Origin of the sequence: Streptomyces sp. NRRL B-1347 (genome assembly GCF_000720325.1) — a bacterium.
Taxonomy (GTDB): Bacteria; Actinomycetota; Actinomycetes; order Streptomycetales; family Streptomycetaceae; genus Streptomyces.
On sequence record NZ_JOJM01000018.1, the window covers coordinates 128,734 to 147,522 of the forward strand.

At 70.3% G+C, this 18,789-nt stretch carries 13 protein-coding genes; 8 read left to right on the forward strand and 5 right to left on the reverse strand.

Annotation, left to right across the window (positions count from 1 at the left end):
• Positions 1–608: 608 nt before the first annotated feature.
• From IG74_RS0117750 to IG74_RS0117760, 3 genes are all read left to right on the forward strand, one after another.
• Entirely contained in the window at positions 609–2,111 is a 1,503-nt protein-coding gene (locus IG74_RS0117750; protein WP_199818844.1) for an AMP-binding protein, read from the forward strand.
• A 92-nt stretch (positions 2,112–2,203) separates the two neighbouring features.
• Complete coding sequence (locus IG74_RS47985) at positions 2,204–3,268, forward strand: thioesterase II family protein (RefSeq protein WP_051854979.1); 1,065 nt, start codon at positions 2,204–2,206, stop codon at positions 3,266–3,268.
• 83 nt (positions 3,269–3,351) lie between these two features.
• Complete coding sequence (locus IG74_RS0117760; RefSeq protein ID WP_158857656.1) at positions 3,352–5,256, forward strand: B12-binding domain-containing radical SAM protein; 1,905 nt, start codon at positions 3,352–3,354, stop codon at positions 5,254–5,256.
• Between the two features lie 117 nt (positions 5,257–5,373).
• Here IG74_RS0117760 and IG74_RS0117765 read toward each other — a convergent pair whose 3' ends face one another.
• From IG74_RS0117765 to IG74_RS0117785, 5 genes are read right to left on the reverse strand one after another with little or no spacing between them, the layout of a single operon-like run.
• Positions 5,374–6,636, reverse strand: coding sequence for an MFS transporter (locus tag IG74_RS0117765; RefSeq protein WP_030677497.1), 1,263 nt, complete (start codon positions 6,634–6,636; stop codon positions 5,374–5,376).
• Between the two features lie 32 nt (positions 6,637–6,668).
• The gene (locus IG74_RS0117770; RefSeq protein WP_030677498.1) at positions 6,669–8,381 is read right to left on the reverse strand and encodes a condensation domain-containing protein; all 1,713 of its coding nucleotides are present in this window, start codon (positions 8,379–8,381) and stop codon (positions 6,669–6,671) included.
• A gap of 53 nt (positions 8,382–8,434) precedes the next feature.
• Complete coding sequence (locus IG74_RS0117775; protein ID WP_030677499.1) at positions 8,435–10,057, reverse strand: acetolactate synthase large subunit; 1,623 nt, start codon at positions 10,055–10,057, stop codon at positions 8,435–8,437.
• Complete coding sequence (locus tag IG74_RS0117780) at positions 10,054–11,043, reverse strand: LLM class flavin-dependent oxidoreductase (RefSeq protein WP_234334358.1); 990 nt, start codon at positions 11,041–11,043, stop codon at positions 10,054–10,056. Before IG74_RS0117780 ends, IG74_RS0117775 begins: the two co-directional genes overlap by 4 nt.
• A complete protein-coding gene (locus IG74_RS0117785) occupies positions 11,040–11,906 on the reverse strand; it encodes an aspartyl/asparaginyl beta-hydroxylase domain-containing protein (protein ID WP_030677501.1) in 867 nt (288 codons plus the stop codon). The genes IG74_RS0117780 and IG74_RS0117785 overlap by 4 nt, the downstream gene beginning before the upstream one ends.
• Before the next feature lie 704 nt (positions 11,907–12,610).
• Here IG74_RS0117785 and IG74_RS47990 point away from each other — a divergent pair.
• The 5 genes from IG74_RS47990 to IG74_RS45945 are packed head-to-tail and all read left to right on the forward strand — an operon-like array spanning position 12,611 to position 18,788.
• A complete protein-coding gene (locus IG74_RS47990) occupies positions 12,611–14,626 on the forward strand; it encodes a SidA/IucD/PvdA family monooxygenase (protein ID WP_158857658.1) in 2,016 nt (671 codons plus the stop codon).
• Positions 14,610–14,843 carry an MbtH family NRPS accessory protein gene (locus tag IG74_RS0117795; protein WP_030677504.1) on the forward strand — a complete coding sequence of 78 codons (234 nt, stop codon included), beginning with the start codon at positions 14,610–14,612 and terminating at the stop codon, positions 14,841–14,843. Before IG74_RS47990 ends, IG74_RS0117795 begins: the two co-directional genes overlap by 17 nt.
• Positions 14,840–15,346, forward strand: a complete 507-nt coding sequence (locus tag IG74_RS0117800; protein WP_078868847.1) for a VOC family protein — start codon at positions 14,840–14,842, stop codon at positions 15,344–15,346. The genes IG74_RS0117795 and IG74_RS0117800 overlap by 4 nt, the downstream gene beginning before the upstream one ends.
• Positions 15,343–16,374, forward strand: a complete 1,032-nt coding sequence (locus tag IG74_RS0117805) for a hypothetical protein (protein ID WP_158857660.1) — start codon at positions 15,343–15,345, stop codon at positions 16,372–16,374. Before IG74_RS0117800 ends, IG74_RS0117805 begins: the two co-directional genes overlap by 4 nt.
• Positions 16,371–18,788: a non-ribosomal peptide synthetase gene (locus IG74_RS45945; RefSeq protein ID WP_158857662.1), complete on the forward strand. Its 2,418-nt coding sequence runs from the start codon at positions 16,371–16,373 to the stop codon at positions 18,786–18,788. The genes IG74_RS0117805 and IG74_RS45945 overlap by 4 nt, the downstream gene beginning before the upstream one ends.
• Position 18,789 lies beyond the last annotated feature (1 nt).

Consider the following 18,789-nt stretch of genomic DNA (forward strand, 5'->3'; position numbering starts at 1 on the left):
CGCCTCCAGTGATCCGCCGCGAGGGAAACGCAAGGCGTTGAATTCGGCGGTCGCGTGCAGGTCGGATCCGTATGCGGAGATCATTTCGGCGCCTAGGCGAGGTGTGCGGGAATCGGCCTGTGTGGGCCCAGCGTGAAACAGCCCGCGAACCAACTGCGCCGCACAGTCGAGGTGTTGACTGGTGAATTGCGTGGGGATACCGTCGCCATGAATCCCGGTCCGCACCTTGCTTCCGAATGCCCGGGACCCGTGCTCGATGCGCAGCCACGCAAAGCCGAGACGTAACTCCGCATCAATTGGCAATTCGCGCTGCCGCCGCTGCCGTTAGAATCCTGTTCGCGGATCGTCACTGTGTCGCAGCCCAGTTCATGCCAGCACGTGCTGCCGACGCAGTTGCCCGAAGTGGGAATTCCGGTGTTTTCCATGGGTGTTGCCCGTGGAATGCCGGGACGAGAGCAGATGAATTGTGGTCGGCGGCGACTTTGACCGTCACTGTGGATATGCCCGAGGGGGCAATGATGTCAGAAGAATCAAGGGCGCCGGCACCCGGCGGGGGGATGTACTCGCTCTGGGGTGGCGACGCCGATGTGCGGTGCCTGCTGGAGTCGTTGGCCGCGACCGCAGAGGAGCGAAGGGAAGACATCGCGGTAAAGGACGAGGAACACGAACTGACCTACGGCCGCCTCGCGACCTGGGCCGGCCGCATCCACGACCTCCTGCTCGGCCACGGCATTCGCCCGGGCGACCGGGTGGCGGTCACGGGACCTCGGAGTGCCGCCATCATCGCGGCGATGCTGGCCACGGTGAGCGCGGGAGCGACCTACGTGCCCCTCGACGTCGAGTATCCGGTCAGGCGCCTGGAGCACATGGCCGCCGACAGCGACGCCCGACTGCTGCTCTACTGCGGCGACGAACCGGCCTTCGGCCTCAAGGCGGAGGCGGTCCGCATCCCCGCCGCACCGGACCGGAGCGATCCGGACGCCGTGGCCGCGCTGAAGCGGCTGTCCTGTCGACCGGACCTTCCTGTATACGTGATCTACACCTCTGGATCAACCGGGCTGCCCAAGGGCGTGGCCCTGCCCCATCGGTGCATCGACAACATGGCGGCCTGGCAGTGGCGTCACTCGGTGCGCCCGGACCTGCGCACGGCCCAGTTCGCACCGCTCAACTTCGACGTCTGGTTCCAGGAGGTACTCGGAACGCTGTGCGGCGGAGGAACGCTGATCGTCATGCCCGAGCCGCTCCGGCGCGACCCCATCGCCCTCCTCGACTGGCTCGTCGACCACCGCGTCGAGCGCCTGTTCCTGCCGTACGTCGCCCTGCACATGCTCGCCGTGGCCGCCGAGGACGCGGACTCCCTGGAACAGCTCGCCCTGACCGAGGTGAACACCGCGGGCGAGCAACTCGTGTGCACCCCGGCGGTCCGTGACCTCTTCCGACGCCTCCCTGGCTGTCGGTTGAACAACCACTACGGGCAGAGCGAGTCCGCGATGGTCACGGTCCACACGCTCATGGGCGCGAGCGACGAGTGGCCCGCGCTCCCCCCGATCGGACGCCCGCTGCCGGGCTGCGAGATCCTCGTCGCCCCGACCGAGCCGGGCGAACCGTCGGTGGGCGAACTACTGGTGGCGGGCGCACCCCTGTCGGTGGGCTATCTCAACCAGCCGGCGCTCAACGCCGAGCGGTACGTCACCCTCGACGCGACGACACCCCGAGGGCACCGCCAGGCGTTCCGCACCGGCGACCTGGTGCGCGTCGAGGAGGACACCGTGCACCTCCTCAGCCGGATCGACCGCGAGGTGAAGATCCGCGGAGTCCGGGTGAACCCCCTGGAGGTCGACGCCTGCCTGCTGGAGCAGCCGGGGGTCGTCGAGGCGGTCACCGTCGTGGTGGACGTCGCCGAGGGCTCCCGGCAGTTGCGCGCCGCCGTGACCGTGGATGTGCGTGCGGACGATTTCGACGGCGCAAGGACGCTCAAGGCACTCACCGAAGTGCTGCCCGAGCAGTTCATCCCGGTCTCGCTCACCGTGCTGCCGGAACTGCCGCGCACCCCCAGCGGAAAGGCCGACCGGGACGCCATCACCGCCGCTCTCGCGCCCTCGTCGCCCTGACGCAGTACGTGAAAGCGGTGAAAAGGCCCCGGGAAGCGGCCGGGGAATTCGTGAACACCGGACGAACGGAATCACTCCGAACAGGGGGGCGCATGGAAGACAGCGACTTCAAGACGGCGACCGAGCGGCGGCTCGCCGAGATCTGGGCCGACGTCATGCGGCTCGACAAGGACAAGGTCAAGCGCGACCAGGACTTCTTCGACGTCGGCGGGGACTCGCTGCTGGCCACGAAGGTCGTGCTGCGCGTGCGCAAGGACTGGGACATCAAAATCACGGTCAGGGTGCTGAACGACGCACCGGTCCTGGCCGAACTGGCTGAACGCATCGACCAGCGGGTGACGAAGTCCGCGCAGCCGACCGCGGATTCGCCCACGACGACGACCCGTGCGAACAGGGCCCAAGCGTGTCTGTGGGACATGCGGCCAGGAACGGGGGACAGCGGACAGGGAACGGTGCTCGTCCTGCCCCACGCGGGAGGATCGGCACAGAACTACGGCCCGTGGGCGGACTGGCTCCCCAAGGACCTGCGCCTCCTCGCGGCCCAGTACCCCGCTCGCGCGTCACGTGCCGACGAGCCGGTCGCGGCGGACCTCCACCGCATCGTCGACGAGATCCTCCAAGGCCTGGGCGACCTCGAAGGACCGCTCTACGTCTTCGGCCACAGCATGGGCTCCTACGTCGGATACGAACTCTGCTGGAGGGAACAGTCGGCGGGACGCCCGCCCGCCGTGCTCTTCGCCTCCGGGGCCGTCCCTCCCCACCGGCACCGGCCGAACCCGGCGTCCGAAGAGGAGATCACGGACGAATGGCTCCTGGGAATCCTCGGCATGTACGAGGGCATTTCCGACGACCTCATGAATCACCCGGAAGTCATGAGCCAGGCACTGCGCACCCTGAGGGGCGACGTGAAGCTCTTCAGGAACTACGCGTACGGCGATGTGCGGCGCAGGCTTGACATCCCGATCGTCGTGTTCGGCGGAGAGCAGGACGACCTCGTGCCCACGGCCGAGGCGGAACGCTGGAGCGAACTGGGCACGGCGGAATGCACCACGCATCTGATGTCGGGTGGGCACTTCTTCTACCTCGACCACATGGCGACCGTCACGGGAGCCATGTCCAAATACTTCGTGAGCGACCACGACGGGCAGAGGAAATAAGGGGCGCGAACATGGGAAGCCACGCATTACCCGGAATCAAGGACGGCGGAACGGCCACGTTGGACCGCCGGAAGATCGTACTGGTGGAACTGCCCACCTACGAGAACATCCTGCCGCTCGCCTCGGGCTACATCCAGGCGTTCGCCCAGGAGGACGAGGAGGTCGCGGCGGCCCACACGTTCGAGATCGTGTCACTGCCGGTCTCCGGCGACCGGCGCGACCTGCTCCGGCAGCTCGCCGACAGGGACGCGTACCTCTATACGTTCAGCTGCTACATCTGGAACATGAAGCTGGTCCGCTGGCTGCTGAAGGAACTGCGCGCGCTGCGACCCGACGCGTACTACCTGCTGGGCGGGCCCCAGGTGATGAACCACGCCGCGACGTACCTGAGCGACGGCGCGGAGAACGTCTACGTGTGCAACGGCGAAGGGGAACGCACCTCACTGGAGTTCATCCGGCAGCTCGGTACGGAGACGCCGGACCTGCACAAGGTGCCGGGGCTCAGCTTCTGGTCCGCGGGCGAACTCGTCACCACCGAGCCGGCCCCCAGGATCCAGAACCTGATGGACATCCCGTCACCGTTCCTGAACGGCGTCTTCGACGGCCACGAATTCAGCTTCGCCATCATGGAGACCAACCGCGGCTGTCCGTTCCGCTGCACCTTCTGCTACTGGGGCGCGGCCACGAACTCCAAGGTCAACAAGTTCGAAGAGGAACGGATCAAGAACGAGATCAAATGGGTCAGTGAGCACGGCTACAACGCGCTCATGATCGCCGATGCCAACTGGGGCCTTTCACCCCGCGACATCGCCCTGAGCGAGTACATCGTCGAGTGCAGCGAGGAGAACGGCTACCCGCTGATCGTCCACATGGCCGCCGCCAAGAACCGGCCCGAGCGCATGGCCGAGATCACCGAGATCTTCGTACGCGGGGGACTGATGGTGAGCCAGCCCATCTCGCTGCAGACGGTGAACGAGACCACGCTGGAGATGGTGGACCGCAAGAACATCCGCGAGGAGACCTACATCGGGCTGCAGCGCCTGCTGCGGGAGAAGCGGATCAGCTCGTACGTGGAAATGATCTGGCCGTTGCCCGGCGAGACCCTCACGTCGTTCAAAGAGGGGCTGACCCGGCTCTGCCGCTCGTACGCCGACACCATCATCGTCTATCCGCAGTTGTTCCTGCACAACACGCCCATGTACGCGCAGCGGGAGGCCCTCGGCATCGTGACCGCCGAGGCGGCCAGTGACGTCTCCGAGGCGGAGGTCGTCCTCGGCACGAAGTGGGTGACCGAACAGGACTGCTACGAGGGCTACTGGGTGAACCACGCGCTGTACACCCTGTACAACATGCGGGCCCTGTTCGTGCTCTCGGGATATCTCGACGCGACCGGAACCCTCTCCTATGGTGACCTGTTCGCCGAGATGGCCCGCTACTTCCGGAGCAGGCCCGACTCGGAGGTGTGCCAGTTCTTCATCCAGTCGACGAAGGACCTGGGCAACTACGACCTGCTGAACACGGGCAAGACCGCGCACATGGTGCTGAGTTCGCACCGCGAGGAGTTCGACCGGCTGCTGGCCGACTTCGTCGCCACCCAGGACTGGTGGGCCGACCCGATGGCCCGCCAGGCGTTCGAGATGGACCTCCTCACCCGGGCCTACATCTACCGCGAACCGGTGCGTACACCGGACTACGAGTTCACCGAGGTTGCCCTGCTCGGCCAGCCGGAAGGCAAGGGCTTCCTGGTGGAGGTGTCCGTGGAACTGTTCCGCCTGCTGGTGGGGCGGGAGATGCTCGACGCCGACGACGAAGGGGCGGAACGGGTCACCCTGCACGTCGACCACCGGGGGCGGCAGAAGATGCCGTACCAACGGCAGCGGAGCCTGGAGCACAACGCGAACTACTGCCAGGGCATGGTCCTGCGGTCCCGGGAGATCCTGCCCACCATCCGGGTCGCCTCCACGGAGGCCCTCAGCGCCGTCGCGTGAGCCGTCGAGCCGTCGAGCAGCTGTGCCGCTGGGCGAGCCGCCGCGCCGCTGAGCCGCGACGAAGCCGGGTCCCCGGCGGGGCGGCGAGCCGAACCGCCGGGGACCACCGAGCCCTCGTCACTCCGCCTCGGCAGGCAGTTCCTTCATCCGCCGCAGCGGACTGGGCAGGATGAACAGGATGCTCACGACACCGCCCAGGGTGGCCAGCCACAGCGTCGGGCGCAGGCCCAGCCAGCTGCCCAGGGCGCCGCCCACGAGCGCGCCCAGTGGCCGGGACCCCTTGTTGAACAGCATGAACGCGCCCTGCACACGGGCCCGCAGCCGGTGCGGCGTCAGGGCCAGCTGGATCGAGGTCGCCGAGATGTCGCACACCATCAGGCCGACGCCGGAGACGAACTCGGCCACGATCAGGAGCGTGGCCGCCAGCCACACCGGTCCGTGCGCCAGCGGCACCAGGACCAGGGCCCCCGGGTAGAGGAACGCGCCGAGGAAGAAGGCCCCGCCCACGCCCAGAGACCGGCTCACCCGGGTCGTGAGCGCCGCCCCGGCCATCGCGCCGACGGCACCCGCCGCGATCACGACACCGACGAGGCCGGACGACAGCTGGAGGTCCTCGACCGCGTACAGGACGAGGAGGGTGAAGTAGATCGTGTAGAAGAAGTTGAGGCTGGCGTCCGCGAAGAACTTCGCGAGCAGGACCGGGGTGCGCAGGACGAACCGCAGCCCCTCCCGCAGATGTCTGCGCCCCGCGGGCGCGGGCCGGGGCTCGTCGGGTGAGAAGGACCGCAGCAGCAGGGCCGACCCGATGAAGGAGAACACGTCGAGGACGATCGCGACGGGGCCGGACAGGATCTGCACGAGGCCGCCGCCGATGCCGGGCCCCGCCGCGAAGGAGAAGTTGTAGCTCCCCTTGACCAGGGCGTTGCCCGACAGCAACTGCTCACGGGGCACGACGACGGCGAGCAGACTGTTGGCGCACAGACTGAACAGCATGCCGAACGTCCCGGTGACGAAGGCGACGACGTACAGCTGAGGCAGCGTCATCACGTCGAGCCAGTAGGCGATCGGCACGGTCACCAGGACGAGCGCGCGGACGAGGTCGGCGACGATCATCGTGGCGCGCAGCCGCCCGGACCGGTCGATGAGCGAGCCCGCGTACAGCGAGAAGAGCAGATTGGGCAGGGACGCCGCGGCCGAGAGGACACCCAGCTCGGCGGCGCTGGCGTCCAGGGCGAGCACCGCGGCCAGCGGCAGGGCGACGAAGGTGATCTGATCGCCCAGGTAGGAGATCGACTGGGCGGTCCAGTATCTGCGGAAGGTGGTCTGGCGTAACAGCGGCGGTATCCGGTCACGGACGCGGCGCTGGGTGGTGCTCGGCACGGTCTCCTCCGCTGGCTCGGTCGGTCCGGCGCTCAAAGATCGCCGCTGTTTCCGGCGAACGCCGTTCTACCACAGGGGAGGTCATGGATCGGACGGTCCGGTTCCCTGGTGATGACGCGCAGGATCACACCCAGGTCCCCGACCATGGCGCGGGCCGTGTCCCGGTCGAAGAGGTCCTCGGCGTACTCCAGATGGCCGGTGACGCCGGCCGGTCCGCCGTCGCTGTCGAAGGCCTCGGTCAGTTCCCAGGTGAGATCGAACTTGGCGACCTTGAGGGGCAGGATCTCGGCCTCGGCGCGCAGGCCCGTCATCTCCGGCGGCTCGACGGCACCCGCCTGGAACGCCAGGAGAACCTGGACCAGCGGGCCGTACGCGGCCGACCGCACCGGGTTCACCGCCTCGACGACCCGGTCGAACGGGAGGTCCTGGTGCTCCATCGCCGCGAGATCCACCGCCTGGGCACGGCGTACGACCTCGTCGACCGTGGGGGCGCCCGACAGGTCGACCCGCAGCACGAGGGTGTTCACGAACAGCCCCACCAGTTCGTCGAGGGAGGCGTCGGGCCGCCCGGCCACGGTCGCGCCGATGACCACGTCCTCACCCGCGCCCCGCAGGTGCAGCAGCAGGGCGAGCGCGGCGTGCACGAGGACGAAGACGGTGCAGCCCGAGCGCCGGGCCGTGCTCTGGAGCTCCCGGTGGAGCGCCGGGCCGAGGACCAGGGGAAGGTGGTCGCCGCTGCCACTGGGCACCGGTGGGCGGGGCCGGTCGGTGGTCATCACCAGCGGCTCGGGGGCACCCGCCAGGGCGGAGCGCCAGAACTCCGTCTGCCGCAGAGCCGTGGGGGAGAGGCGGTCCGGGGCGTACTGGGCGCGTTGCCACACCGCGTAGTCGGCGTACTGGACGGGCAGCGGCTGCCAGGGCACGTCCCGCCCGGCGAGGCGGGCGCTGTAGGCGAGGCCGATGTCCCTGGTCAGACGGTTGTTGGACCAGCCGTCGACAGCGATGTGGTGGATCAGCAGGAGCAGGACGTACGCGCCGCCGTCATCCGCGCGGTCATCGTACGAGCCGCTGTCATCCGTGCCGCTGTCACCCGCGCGGGTGTCGTACGCGAACAGCTCCGCGCGGAAGGGGATCTCGGTGGCCAGACAGAAGGAGCGGTCGGCCGCCTCCCGCACGGCCGCCACCGCCGTGCCCGCCGTCACGCGGGTGTGGTGCAGCGGCGCCTCCCGCGGTGCCGGAAGGGCCTCCTGGACGGGCCCGTCCTCGCCGAGGACGACCCGGGTGCGCAAGGCCTCGTGACGCTCCAGCACATCACCGAGTGCCCTGCGCAGGGCGGCCTGGTCGAGCGGGCCGTCCAGACGCAGGACCATCGCGACGTTGTAGAGGCTGCTGGGGCCGGTGAACTGGTCGAGGATCCATAGGCGTTCCTGAGCGAAGGACGCGGGGATCGGCGCGCCGCGGTCGGCGGGCCGGATGAGCCGCGCCCTCTCCCGCCCGCTGCCGAGGGCGTCGCGCAGGCTCCGTACGGTCGGGTTGCGGAAGATGTCCGCGGTGGTCACCTCGACGCCCAGGGCGCTGCGGACGCGCGCCGACAGGGTCGTCGCGGTCAGCGAGTAGCCGCCGAGCACGAAGAAGTCGTCGTCGGGGCCGACCGAGGGGACCTGGAGGCACTCGGCGAACAGGGCGGCCAGGGCCTCCTCCGGTACACGTGGCTCTCGGGATGCGTCGTGCTGCTCGGTGGTCACGGGGTGCTCGCTCCTCACCAGGTCCTGGTCCTTCGTACGATCGCGCCGCTCGGTCAGTGGGCCGCGGGCACCGGCACGTCGATGAGGTGCGGTCCGGGCTCGGACAGCGCCCACTTCAGCCGGTCGGCCAGTTCGCCGACGGTCCGGACACGGCAGGCCGGTACGCCCATGCCCTCGCTGAGCCGGACGAAGTCGAGGTCGGGCCGGTCCAGGTCGAAGAGCTCCGCCAGCGGCGCGGCGGAGGGGCCCAGCATGCGGCGGGCCTCCCGGCGCAGGATCGCGTAGCTGCGGTTGTTGAGCACGAGGACGGTCACGTCGAGATGCTCGCGCGCCTGGGTCCACAGCGCGCTGAGGGTGTACATCGCGCTGCCGTCGGCCTCCAGGCAGATCACCGGCCGTTCGGGGCAGGCGAGTTGGGCGCCCGCGGCGAGCGGCAGACCCTGGCCGATGGCGAAGCCGGACAGGGTGAGCAGGTCGTGCCGGGCGGACGAGGCGGTCGCGGCCGGCAGGGCCGCGCCGGACGTGTTGGTCTCGTCGACGAGGATGGCTCCCTCGGGCAGCGCGGTGCCCACGACCCGCGCCACCGTGTCCGCGGTCAGCTCGGCGCCGGGTGAGAGGCGCGGTGCGGGCAGCGCCTCGTGAAGCCGCGGCCGGGTGCCCGGGGCGACCTGGTCGGCGACCTCCTCCAGTACGTCGACGACGTCCTGGCCCTGGTCGGCGAGATGAGTCACCGCGCAGCCGGGCGGGACCAGGTCCCCGGGCACTCCGGGGGTCGCGAAGGCGGTGACGGGCCGGGCCGCACCGGCCAGGATCAGCTGGGTGGCATCGGCGAGACGGGTCCGCGCGGCATCGGGAGCCGCGCTGAGCCGCTCGACGAACGGCACGCCCACGCCGCGTTCGAGCCGCCCGGGGAACGGCTCGGCGAGTATCGCGGCGCCGGTGGCCTGAGCGATCCGGTCGGCGGCGGCAAGGCCGCGGGCGGTGAGCACCCGTCCGCCGAGCAGCAGCAGGGTGCCGGGGCCGGACCGCAGCGCGCGGGCGCTGTCGGCGGGGGTGGCCACGGACGTCGTCGTGTGTGGCTGCCGACCGCTGTCGGCAATGGTGTCCGCCCGTGTGCCGCCCGGCGGCGAGGCGCCTTCGGCCGGTCGCTCCGGGCGGCACGGGGCCCAGGCCACGTCCGAGGGGACGACCAGGGTGGCCACCCCGGACGGCGGGCCGGTCGCCGCCCGCAGCGCGGCGAGCGCGTCGGCTCCCAGGTCCGCGGCGTGCGTACTGCTGCGGACCCACTGCGACATGGGACGGGCGAGGGCCACGACGTCGGACTCGAGCGGTGCGCCGAGGCCGCGGTGGGTGATCGCTCCGTCGCCCACGACGTTCACCACGGGTGTGCCCGCCCGCTGGGCGTTGTGCAGATTGGCGAGGCCGTTGGCGAGTCCGGCGCCTTGGTGGAGCAGCGTCATGGCCGGTACGGGCGCCATGCGGCCGTAGCCGTCGGCCGCGCCCGTCGCCACCCCTTCGAACAGGCACATCACGGTGCGTGTGCCCGGAGTGTCCTGGAGCGCCGCCACCAGGTGGATCTCCGAGGTGCCGGGGTTGGTGAAGCACACGGAGACCCCGGCCGCGCGCAGCGAGCCGGTCAGGGCGTGGGCGCCGTCGCCCGGCGCTGTGCCGCTCATGCCGGACGCACTGTGGTGTCGGCGCGGCGCGTCGCGGTGTCGGCGCCCTCGTGCAGCAGCGGCGCGATGGCGTCGAGGACCTCGGGGCGCCCCGCGAAGGGGAAGTCCGCGCGGGGCCAGAAGACCACCAGGTCGGTGAAGCCCATCTCCGAGAACATCTCCCTGGCTTCCACGAAGGACTGCGCCGACTCCAGGACGCCGCCGAGTTGTTCACCGGCGACGACGATCCGCGCGAGGGTGGTCGGCTCCCTGCCCTCGGCGGCGCAGGCCTCGTCGAGCCGGGCCAGCTGGTCCCTGAGCAGCCCGGCCATCCGGTCGAAGCGGCCTTCCTGGAAGCGCCCCGGGACCCCGACGGTGATCCAGGACTGGGCGTGCCGGGCCGCGAGGCGCATCCCGCGGGGGCCACCGGCCGCGAGGGCGAACGGCACCCGCGGGCGCTGGACACAGCCCGGATGCATATGGGCCTCCCGCGCCTGGTAGTACCGGCCGCTGTAGCTGGTCTCCGGCCGGCGCAGGAGCAGGTCCGTGAGCTCCACGAACTCCTCGAAGCGCGCCGCCCGTTCGGCGGGGGACAGCGGAGCGGCACCGAAGACCTCGGCGTCGAAGCCCTGGGCACCGGCCCCGACCCCGCAGATGAGGCGGCCCTCGGAGATGTCGTCCAGGGTCATGAGCTCCTTGGCGAAGGAGACCGGGTGCCGCAGATTGGGGCTGGCCACCAGCGTGCCGAGCCGCAGCGTGGTCGTGACGGCGGCCGCTGCGGTCAGCGTGGTCAGGCCCGAGTACCACGTCGACTCCCGCAGTTGGCGCCACATCAGGTGGTCGAAGGTCCAGGCGTGGTCGAAGCCCAGCTCCTCGGCCCGGCGCCACCGGTCACGGGCCAGGGGCCAGCTGTGCTCCGGCAGGATGACCACGCCGTGCCGCAGCGAACGGGCCGCTGCCGTGCCGCCGGGCGGCACGGCCCGCCCGGGGTCCGGTGCGCCGGTCACGTGGCGCGTTCGCACAGGAAGTAGTCGTCCATGTCCGCGAGGCGCGCGGCCAGTGCGGGGTCGGCGACCCGGTCGCGGATCGCGGCGATCGTCCGCCAGAAGAAGTTCTCGCCGCCGTCGTACTGGAAACCGGCCTTGGCGACGAGGCCGAACACCTCCCGGATGTTCTGCGGGTCGACCACGTCGGCCAGGGCGTACAGGGCCCGGCGTGCGGCGTCCGGCAGCGGCGGGCGGTGTACGACGCGGGAGTCGGGGATCACCCGCTCGGTCTCGGTGGGGATGGTGAGCAGCGCGTCGTGGTCCTCGGTGTCGACGAAGTCGACGATCAGGTGCAGGCGCAGCTCGTCCGAGAGGTTGGCTGCGCTGTGCACCTTGGTGACGTCGAGGAACCACACCTCCCCCGCCGCCATCTGGAAGACCACGTTGTCGTCGCTGAAGTAGCAGTCGGGAAACGTGATCAGCGGGATGTGCAGCCGGTGCGCGGGGCGCTTGTCGGTGGCGGCGGCGGTGTCGAACTCGACGTAGTCGCGGTGCGGGACCAGGACGTTCGAGGTCAGTGCGGCCAGTCGGGCGAACCGCAGATGCCGGACGGACAGCGACTCTTCCATGATCTGTATGAGGTACGGCAACTGCCGCCCGTACGCGGTGACACCCGACGCGGAACCGTCGTCGTAGTGCTTGATGATGCCGTCCCCGTTGTCGCCGCCGGGCGCCCAGAGCATGATCTGCCCTTGCTGGCGTGCCGGGCGGCTGCACAGGAACTCGTCATAGGGCTCGGCGAAGTTGAACTCCTTCGCCTGCTCCAGCTCCTTGGCCAGTCGTTCCTCGTCTATCTCCACCGTGCTGACGCGATGAGAATGCAAACTCGCCAGTCCTTCCTGAAACAGGTTTTTGACGGCAGAAGCGGCAGCGTGAATTGCCGATGAATGTAGAGTTAAGCCTCGTCTTCGTGTGGCCTGGCGGCTCTTTCTGTGCGGGCCACACGGCGGGCATGGGTCCCGGAGCTGCGGACGCGGGGTGCGGGACCGGGAGTCATGGCGACGGTAGCCCGGTGCTATTCGGCAGTCAACACCCCTGTGGTGGCTGCCCGTTGATCCGTGAACTGATTCGCGCGACGTTCGCGTGGGCTGGTTCTCCACGTGTTGACGGGGTGGTGAATCGATCTCCGTGCACGGCTGTCATCAGCGCACATGTCGTCGAATTGAGTCCCATATGTGCGCGCGGTGACGAGTCGGGGAGGGGAGAAGTTATGTCTTGATTCCACTGTTGACTGGAATTTTCGATCACCGTAGTGTTGGGCTTCGTTGAATGTTGATTGCATGGCTGAGAACGGGCGCCGAATTGTCCGATGTCGGATACGTCGGACGGCTTCCCCGTCTGCACCTACCGCGAGCTGGCCGTTTTCTCGAAATGGCGCATCAATAACATTCGAACCTTTGCCGCCCCTCATCTTTCTTGCGCATGAGCCGATCGCGCGGATGGCACGTCTCGATTCCCCTGGGCGGGCCGCCCACGGGTTGAAGCGGCTGTGCACCGGCAAAGGGAATCAGAGGACGGGGTGCCCGGATTGCTCAACGATGCTTTGGAGTCCCCTCTGGCCTCGGGGCCATCGCCGACCGAAACGTACGACGTCGTCGGCATCGGATTCGGCCCGTCGAACCTGGCGCTCGCCATCGCCGCACGGGAGATCGATCCGTTGCGCGGCTGCCTCTTCCTGGAGCGCGGCCCGTGCTTCCGCTGGCATCCGGGCATGCTCCTGGAGGGCTCCCGGATGCAGATCTCCTTCCTCAAGGACCTGGTCAGCCTGCGCAACCTCGCCAGCCCCTACTCCTTCCTGAACTACCTCAAGCACCGCGGGCGACTCGAACGGTTCGTGAACCTGCACGAGTTCCATCCCTCGCGGGCCGAGTACAGCGACTACCTGGCGTGGGCGGCGGACGACTTCTCCGAGCAGGTCCGCTACGGCGCCGACGTCGTCGGCGTCACCCCGCACGGCACCTCGTCGTTCGACGTGCGCTACCGCGAGCGGTCCAGCGGCCGGACCCGCACCGTGCGGGCGCGCAACGTGGTCGTGGCGCCCGGCGGAAGGCCCCGGATCCCCGAGGGCGCCGACCTCGACCACGTGATCCACTCCAGCGAGTTCCTGCCCCGGTTCGCCGAACGGCTGCCGGACACGGAGCGGGCGCACCGGATCGTCCTCGTCGGCGACGGCCAGAGCGCCGGCGAGATCGCGATGCAGGCCCTGAGGGAGTACCCCGCCATCGAGGTCCACCTGATCGCCTCCGGCATCGCGCCGCGCCCCACGGACAACAGCTCCTTCGTCAACGAGCAGTACTTCTCCGACAGTTCGCGCCGCTTCCTGGAACAGCCCGCGGACCGCCGGGCCAGACAACTCGCCGACGTGCGCAACTCCAACTACGGAGCCGTGGAGGAGCGCCTGCTCGACGACCTGTACCGCCTCACCTACCTCGACGAGGTCAAGGGGCGCCGACGGCTGTTCATCCACCCCTACTCCCGCCTCGTCGCCGCGGGTCCTGGCGAGGGCGGGACGCTGGCCACGGTCCAGGACCGCCTCGACGGGACGACCACGACCCTGCCCTGCGACCTGGTGGTCCTGGCCACCGGCTACGAACGCCGCCTGGACCGGAGGACGTTCGCCGACGTGCTGCCGTACGTCCGGCACGACCCGGAGGGCGAACCCGTACTGACCGCCGCCCATCGCGTCGCCCTGACTCCGCCGCTGACCGCGGGCCTGTACGTCCAAGGCCTGGGCGAGAGCTCCTTCGGCCTGGGAGACACGCTGCTGTCCCTGCTGCCCTTCCGGTCCCGGCAGATCGTCGACGACATCGCGGCGCGGCTCGGCCCCGCCTCCGTCGACCGGGCGGCGCCCTACCCGCCGGACCGCCATGTGGAGCGCGACGCCGAGCGCATGTACGCGGTCGTGGAACGCTTCAAGTTCGCCACCGTGATCTCGGCGCGCGGCACCGACGACCCGGTCGTCACCCAGCTCCCGCTCACCCTGGACCGTTCGCGAGGCGGCCGAGGAGTCCTCTTCGGCCACCTGGACCGGGAGAACCCACAGGCCCGCCTCCTCGACGACCGCCCGGTGACCCTCCTGTTCAACGGACCCAACAGCTACATCTCGCCCACCGTCTACGAGACGGACCAACTGCCGACCTGGAACTCCATCACGGTCCAGGTCCGCGGCCGGGCCCGGATCGTCCGCGACCGCGAGCGGATCGTGGCCGGGATGTGCGAACTGGCCGCGCGCTCGGAGAGGAACCCGGGCCCGCCGACCCTGGAGCCCGACAACGAACGCATCGACAAGCTGATCGACTTCGTCGTCGGCTTCGAGGTCGAGATCACCGACATCGTGGGCCGGTTCAAGCTGTCGCAGGACCAGGAGGAGCGCGAACGGCTGCGTGCCGCCCACGCGCTCGCCGACACCGCCGGGACCGACCACCGCGACCTGATCGGCCAGTTGCTCGGCATGCCCCTGGACAACGGCCGCACCGCCCCGAACCCGGGCGGCGGCATCGTAGAGAGCCTTGTGGGAGGTGACGGCAGTGGACACCACGTCTGAGGCCGCTAGCGAGCCCGACTTCCTCGTCGTACGCAACGCCGAGGAGCAGTACTCCATCTGGCCGGCGGGCAGAGACGTGCCGGCCGGTTGGGAAGTGATCGGCCCGCCGCGGCCCAAGGACGCCTGCCTCACGCACATCGCCGAGGTCTGGACGGACATGCGGCCGGCCAGTCTGCGGCGGAGCATGGAGGCCGCGGCGGGGGAGCGGGCCTCATGAGCGTGCCGACACCGGACACGCGCCGGGCCCCGGGAGCGCCGCCGGTGGCGGCGCCGTCCGTCCACCACATCGGCGTACAGACAGCCGATCTGGACAACTCCCTCAACTGGTACCGGGACTTCTTCGGCTGCACGCCGAACTGGACGCTGTCCACGTTCTCGTCGCTCACCCTCAGCCGGCTGCCCGGCATCACCACCCTCGTGGAGCTGGAGTGCGGCTCGGTGCGCTTCCACCTCTTCGGCCGGGAAGGCACTCCCGCGCAACCGCCCGATCCCGTGGCGCCGCAGTACCAGCACGTGTGTCTGCAGGCGGCCTCGTCCGAGGAACTGGTCGCCTGGCGCGAGCACTGGCTGGCGCTGTTCCGCTCGGGCTCCTACACCTTCGTCGGCCAGGAGACCGCGACCGACGTCGTGGTGGACGCCGACGGCGTGGAGAGCTTCTACTTCCTCGACGTCAACGGCCTCGAATTCGAGTTCACCTACATACCCGGTGCACGCCGGTGAGCGGGAGGACCGCCGAGGCGACGACCGCGACACGGGTGGCGGAGTGGGACTTCGGCGCCTACCCCTACGGTCTGGAGCCGCTCCACCTGCCCGAGCCGGACGACCTCGACGGGGACGGGCCGGACGCCGCCGCCGACGCCGCCCTGGAGCACGCCGCGCGCAGGCTCGGGCTCGCCACGGCGTGGCTGTCGCAGGAGGAGATCCACCTCGCCGACCGCGACACCCTCGACGACGTGTTCTGGTTCCGGTGGATCACCGGGCACCAGATCTCGTTCCTGCTGTGGCACCTGATGGCGCGGGTGCTGGCCCGCGCACCGGGACCGGGCCAGAGGCCGGCATCGGACCCGCGGTCGGCACTGGACCCGAGGCCGGTACCGGACCCGCCCCGCGCCGGTGCCGAGCTGCTCGCCGGACTGGTCGAGGGCTACAACGCGATGCTGCTGTACACCAGTTCCTGCACGCGGGACAGCTACGACCGGGTCATCCGCCCGGCGATGCACCGTCACCACCACGGATTCAGCGGCAGCTGGGCGCCGGACTACCGACCGGTGCGCCGGCTCTTCCACGGCCGGGTCCCGAGCGCCGCGGACGGCCCCGGGAGCCGGAAGCTGGAGGAGGCACTGCGGGTCAACCAGGTCGTGCACGGCGCCGTCGCCGCCCGCCTGGTGCCCGGCAGCGAGTCCCTGCTCCAGCAGTCCGTCGGGGAGATGCGCCTGCAGGACCGGGCCGTCCGCTCGGTCTTCTACGACCACTTCTTCCTGACGGTCCGCCGAACCGTTCCCGAGCGGCAGATACTCGACCAGCTCCTTCGCCGACTGCGCGCCGCGCTGATCGATGTGTCCCTGAACGGCCTGTACCCGTACGGCGAGCAGACCTTCGAAGGGCTGCCGTCCACGTACCGCACCCCGTTCATCGGCGAGTGCGAGCACCGCTTCCCGAGCATCACCGCCCGCACCGCGCAACTCACCTGCGGCTTCGCGGGACCGGCGAGCGCGGGCCGCCACACGGAGGGGGAGGACAACCAGTGACAACCCACCGACCGGTCGTGCGGCTGACCCTGCCGCCGGACCTCATGGACCGGGTCGCGGCCCTCGCGCGGACAAACGGCTGTACGGCGGACACGCTGGTCACCGCCGCGGTCGCCGCGACGCTCTTCCGCTACGACCGCGTCGAGGAGCGCCGACTGAGCACCGGCGGCACGCCGTCGGTGGTGCGGGTGACGGACGCGGCGCGCTTCACCGACCTCGTCGCACAGATCCACTCCTCGGCACCGGCACTGGCGCCGGCACCGGCACCGGTCTCGGTCACCTCAGCCGTCCCTTCTGCCCCGTCCATGCCGGACGGACAGGACGTCGTACGAGTCGTACTGCACAGCGCGTCCGAAGCGGATGAGGCCACGACCGCGGAGATCACCGCGCCCGAGGGGCAGTGGACCCCGGCCGCCGTGGACGCCCTGCTGCGCCACGCCGTGGCCGCGCCCGCCACCCGCGTCGGCTCGTTGCGCCTGCTGAGCGCCGAGCAGGCCGCGGCCAGGATCGCTGCGACGAACGCCGCGGCGGCCGCCCCTCCCGCACCGCATCCGCTGCACCGCCCCTTCGAGGAGCAGGCGGCCCGCCACCCCGACCGCGTCGCGCTGTTCAGCGCCGACGACACCGTCACCTACGGCGAACTCGACGCCCGCGCCCAGCGGTTCGCCGACCGGCTCACGGCCCTCGGCGCGGGACCCGAGCGGCCGGTCGCCCTCCATCTGCGCCGCTCGGCGGAGCTGGTGGTGGCCATGCTCGCCGTCCTCAAGTGCGGCGCGCCCTTCGTCCCCCTCGATGACCGGATGCCGCCCGAACGCATCCGGACCGTGCTGGCCTCCGCCCGCGCGCACCTGCTGGTCTCCGCACCGGGCACGCGCACCGTCGACGGCGCCGACATCCCGTGCGTGACCGAGCAGCCGTACGATGCCACCGCCACCGCCACCGCCACCGCCACCGCCGAACGCGCCGCGGCCCGCACCCCTGTACACCCGCACAACGCCGCGTTCATCTACTTCACCTCCGGCTCCACCGGCGTCCCCAAAGGCGTGGTCACCGACCACACGTGCGCCGCGATCCGCGTCGACTGGACCGCCCAGCGCTACGGCCTGGGGCCCGGTACGGTCACCCTGCACAAGACGCCGCTCATCTTCGACGTCGCGGTCATCGAGATCCTCGCGCCGCTGTCGGCCGGTGGCGCGGTGCGCCTCGCGGAGCCGCAGGGCGAGGCGGACGTCGCGCACCTCGTCGAGCTGCTCAGCCGCGGCGACGTGACGTTCGTGCACTTCGTGCCGTCCATGCTCAAGGTGTTCCTCGACGAGGCCGGGGAGGCGAAGTTCCCCGGCGTCCGTTGGGTGCAGACCTCGGGCGAGGCCCTGCCGACCCGGCTCCTCGACGGGGTGCGCCAGCGGTTCGGCGACGCCGAGATCCACTCGGCGTACGGCCAGAGCGAGACGTGCGAGCTCGCCCTCTGGGAGGGCCGCCGGCCGCACCTGGACACCGGGGTGCCGCCGCACGCCGCCCACGTACCGGTGGGCCGCCAGGTCGGGGTGTTCCGGCCGTACGTGCTCGATGAGGCGCTCCAGCCGGTGCCGGACGGCGTCCCCGGGGAGATCTGCGTCGCTGGGGTGGGCGGTCTGGCCCGCGGCTACCACCATCAGCCCGCGCTGACCGCCGAACGCTTCGTCCCGCACCCCTACGCCCTCGAACCCGGCGAACGCCTCTACCGGACCGGAGACCTCGGCGCACACGGCCCCGACGGACAGATCCTCTTCCTGGGCCGCGCCGACACCCAGACCAAGATCCGCGGCGCCCGGGTGGAGCCCGCCGAGGTCGAGGCGGTCCTGGCCGAAGGACCCGGCGTGCGGGACTGCGCGGTCCTGGTACGCCCCGACGAGCAGGGCGACGCCTCCCTCGTCGGCTACGTCGTCGGCCCGGACGTGGACGTCGACGAACTGGCCCGGTGGGGAGCCGAACGCCTCACCAGTCACATGCTGCCCCAGGTCTACGTCCGCCTGCCCGCCCTGCCCTGCACCGCCTCCGGGAAACTGGACCGCACCGCGCTGCCCGCACCGACCGCCGAGGACCGGGCGGCCCGCAGCACGGGCGAGCGGCCGCAGTCGCACCTGGAGGCCGAACTGTGCCGACTGTGGAGCCGCGTCCTGGCGCTGCCCGACGTCGGACCGACGGACAACTTCTTCTCCCTGGGCGGCAACTCCCTCAAGGTCGCCCAGGTGATGGTCAGGATCTCCGCCCTGTTCGGCATCCGCATCCCCGTCGCCGCGTTCTTCGAGGACCCGACGGTACGCGGCCTCGCCGCCCTGATCGAGAAGACCCTGGGCGAGCTCGTCGGCTCGATGTCCGAGCAGGAGGCCGCCGAGCGCATCGAGGCACTCAACGCACGCGGCTCGGGAGGCTGAG

What these genes read in the sequence shown, in the direction of transcription:
- IG74_RS47985 (WP_051854979.1), top strand. Translation starts at nt 2,204, where the DNA reads ATGGAAGACAGCGACTTCAAGACGGCGACCGAGCGGCGGCTCGCCGAG.
- IG74_RS0117775 (WP_030677499.1), bottom strand. Translation starts at nt 10,057, where the DNA reads ATGAGCGGCACAGCGCCGGGCGACGGCGCCCACGCCCTGACCGGCTCG.
- IG74_RS0117800 (WP_078868847.1), top strand. Translation starts at nt 14,840, where the DNA reads ATGAGCGTGCCGACACCGGACACGCGCCGGGCCCCGGGAGCGCCGCCG.